Genomic DNA, 2,834 nt, shown 5'->3' on the forward strand with positions numbered 1-2,834 from the left:
ACAGGCTGATACTACTCACAAAAAGGCTTTGAAAACATTGTTATCCTTAAACTTTCAATCCTTCAAGAATGTCCATATATCAAGCGTCTAGAGTATATCGGCAGGTGTAACTGTATGACAGAAGAACCGCTCACCGGTCAAACCGTGCAGGTCAGGCGAGACGTTCAGCTAGCAGTCTCGCACACCCAAGGGCAATCTCCCGCGCTGGTTTTCTTACACGGTGGCTTGGGCAATCGCTACAACTGGCGGGCTCAGTACGAATTTGCCCAGCAGCAGGGTTGGGAAGCGCTCACCTACGATCTCGCTGGGCACGGTGGATCTTCTGCTTACAGCCGCTACTCCATTGATCGCCACCGGCGGGATCTAGATCGACTGCTCAGGCACTTTCAGATCACAGCGCCCATCCTCTGCTGTCACAGCTATGGCGTTCCGATTGGCTTAGAGTGGGCACAGCGACATCCGGTTAAAGGGCTGGTGCTGATCGCAGGCGGCACGCATGACCTCGCCCCCTGGTGGGAAATCCCGCTGATGAAAGCCCTGGAGTGGGGTGGCCGTCATCTCTATCGCTGGCCCTGGCTACAGAGCGCGACCAAAACAGTTTCTACCCAGCACGACCATCCGACGATTGCCCGATTTCTCGACGAGAGTCCGGTTCCTATAGGAGCTGCCCCCTACGAAGCGCTGAAGATTTTTTGGGGCTACAACTTCTTTAACCGTCGTCGCCGTCAGCGGTTAAACATTCCAGTACTGGTGATCAGCGGCGGTCAAGACTCTATGTTTAGCTGGGAGATGGGAGAGAATTTAGCAGCGGTGTTTGCTAAAGGAGAACATCTGCATCTGCCCGAGGCCGGACATTTGCTAATCGCTGAATATCCTGAGATTGTGAATGAGGCGATCGCGACCTTCCTGAGAAAGCGCTAATCTCTCGGGCTCTAATTGCTCGGGCGCTAATCCCCCGGCTTAAAGTAGTCCAGCAGGCGATCGCCCGAATCCGCCCGAATCAGCGCCGCCACCACCGCCGGCAGCGCCACCAGGTTTGGATAAACCAGATACCGGGGCTCCCAGCGCGGATGGAATTTATCTTTATACTCATGCAGACCCTGAAAGCTGTAGAACCGCTCCAGATGTTCAGAGAGATAGTGCAGTCCTTTTTCTAAGCGAGGGGCATCTGGGCGGGTGCCTACGCCAGAGAGCGCCGACAGGCCCAGATTAAATCCGTCGTAGCCTGCGGCTTTGAAGTGTTGAAACATAGAGACAAACAGCACATCCATCGTTCCTCTATCGACATCAGCTTTGTGGCGCATTAGGTCAATGGTAATATCGTTAACCTGATATTCAGAGACAATATTGGCAAAGGCAACCACCTCACCGGCTGCTGTTTCTACCGTCGCGACTTCGCAATCGCCAATATACTCATTGTCAAACCAGCCGAGCGAAAACTGTTTTTCTGAGCCGTTTACGTGGCTTAGCCATTCATCACTAATAGTGCGCAGCGTTTTGAGCAAGTCAGCGGCTATTGGCGGCTGATAAAACTGAACGTTGCCGCCCTGCTTAGCCAGCTTATTCACCGGGGCGCGGAGCTTACGACCCGCTTTACCTTCTAGCGTAAATTGATGTAGGTCTACGACTGCCTCTTCTCCAATTTTAGCGATTTGGAAACCCTGAGCCTTGTACAGATCAAGATCGTCCGGCAGCGTCTGATAAAAGCTGGGGTACCAGTCATTATGGGCGCAGAACTGTTGAAAGCCAGCGATCGCTTCTTTTCGATCTGTAGCAGGGCCAATCGGGTCACCCAGTGCGATCGCCCCTCTGCCTTTAGGCACATAAGCCACCACGCTTTGCCCCGACGGGCTGAAGTAGTAAGACTTATCACTGAGCAGCGCAAATCGGGCCAGAGAAGAGCGGCCATACTGCTCAACCATTGTCTTGGCCTGTTGGCGTTCGGCAGTCGCCGCAGAACTGCGAAATAGAACTGGACGCAGCAACAACCATAGCGCGTAAAACAGTGTCACCGCGCCAATGATATAGACAGAATTAACAAAAAATCGGCCCAGGCGAGTCGTAGGCTGTAGATCCGCATTTCCAGTGAAAAAGAGCGCTAGCGTCTGCCCCAGCGCTTCCCCTAGGCTAAACGTTTGGGCGTATTCGCGGTCTAAAAAGAAAAAGCCCGCCGTACCGTAGGCCAGCGTAAAGAGCAGTGAGCCGATCAGCACGCGAGTGCCCTGACCAATAGAGGGGCGATCGCTCTGAGCCGTAAAGACACTTCTCATCAGCAGTAGCTGACCTAGCAAAACGCCCGATAGCACCGCTTCTTCAATGTCTAGCCCCTTCAGCAAGTGACTGATAATAGAAACCACCAGCAGCCCCACCACCAGCAGCCAGGCCAACCGTTTGCGCCGCAACAAATTGCTCGCCAGCGTCAAAAACATAAACCCAGTAGCCGCTGAAAATAGGCGTCCGCCCGCTCTTAGCTCAAAGGGTAAGAACTGATCTAACCAGACTAGTGCAGCGTCAAGTTTAAGAATGAGGGTTGTCAAGAGTGTTGTAATGGGGGAGATTGGGATAAAGCGAACGAGGGCTTTATGCAAAAACGATACATCGTCCGATTGAGTGAATCAGAGAAGAGTGAACTGCACGAAGTCATCAAACGGTTGAACGGTAGCAGCCAAAAGGTTCGTCGTGCGCAGATTTTGCTAAAGGCAGATGCCGAAGGGCCGAACTGGACAGACCAGTTGATCGCCGAAGCCTTCAACTGTCGGCCCCAAACAGTGGAAAATATCCGCCGCCGGTTGGGAGAACATGGCTTTGAGGCGACGCTGAATGGGCTAAAACGC

The 2,834-nt window shown here is 53.1% G+C and carries 3 protein-coding genes; 2 read left to right on the forward strand and 1 reads right to left on the reverse strand.

The genetic code is table 11. The features are described from left to right. The first annotated feature begins 114 nt into the window (after window positions 1-114). Entirely contained in the window at window positions 115-921 is an 807-nt protein-coding gene (locus tag CKL79_RS22090; protein ID WP_121971670.1) for an alpha/beta hydrolase, read from the forward strand. Window positions 922-947: 26 nt separating this feature from the next. Here the strand turns inward: CKL79_RS22090 and CKL79_RS22095 are convergent, their stop codons facing one another. After that, entirely contained in the window at window positions 948-2,537 is a 1,590-nt protein-coding gene (locus CKL79_RS22095) for a phosphatidylglycerol lysyltransferase domain-containing protein (protein WP_205879186.1), read from the reverse strand. 45 nt (window positions 2,538-2,582) lie between these two features. On the opposite strand from CKL79_RS22095, the gene CKL79_RS22100 reads away from it, so the two are divergent. Beyond that, the coding region (locus tag CKL79_RS22100) for a helix-turn-helix domain-containing protein (RefSeq protein ID WP_170944003.1) at window positions 2,583-2,834 on the forward strand (252 nt) is incomplete at its 3' end.

This window comes from Leptolyngbya sp. BC1307, assembly GCF_002286735.1.
Lineage (GTDB): Bacteria > Cyanobacteriota > Cyanobacteriia > Phormidesmidales > Phormidesmidaceae > Phormidesmis.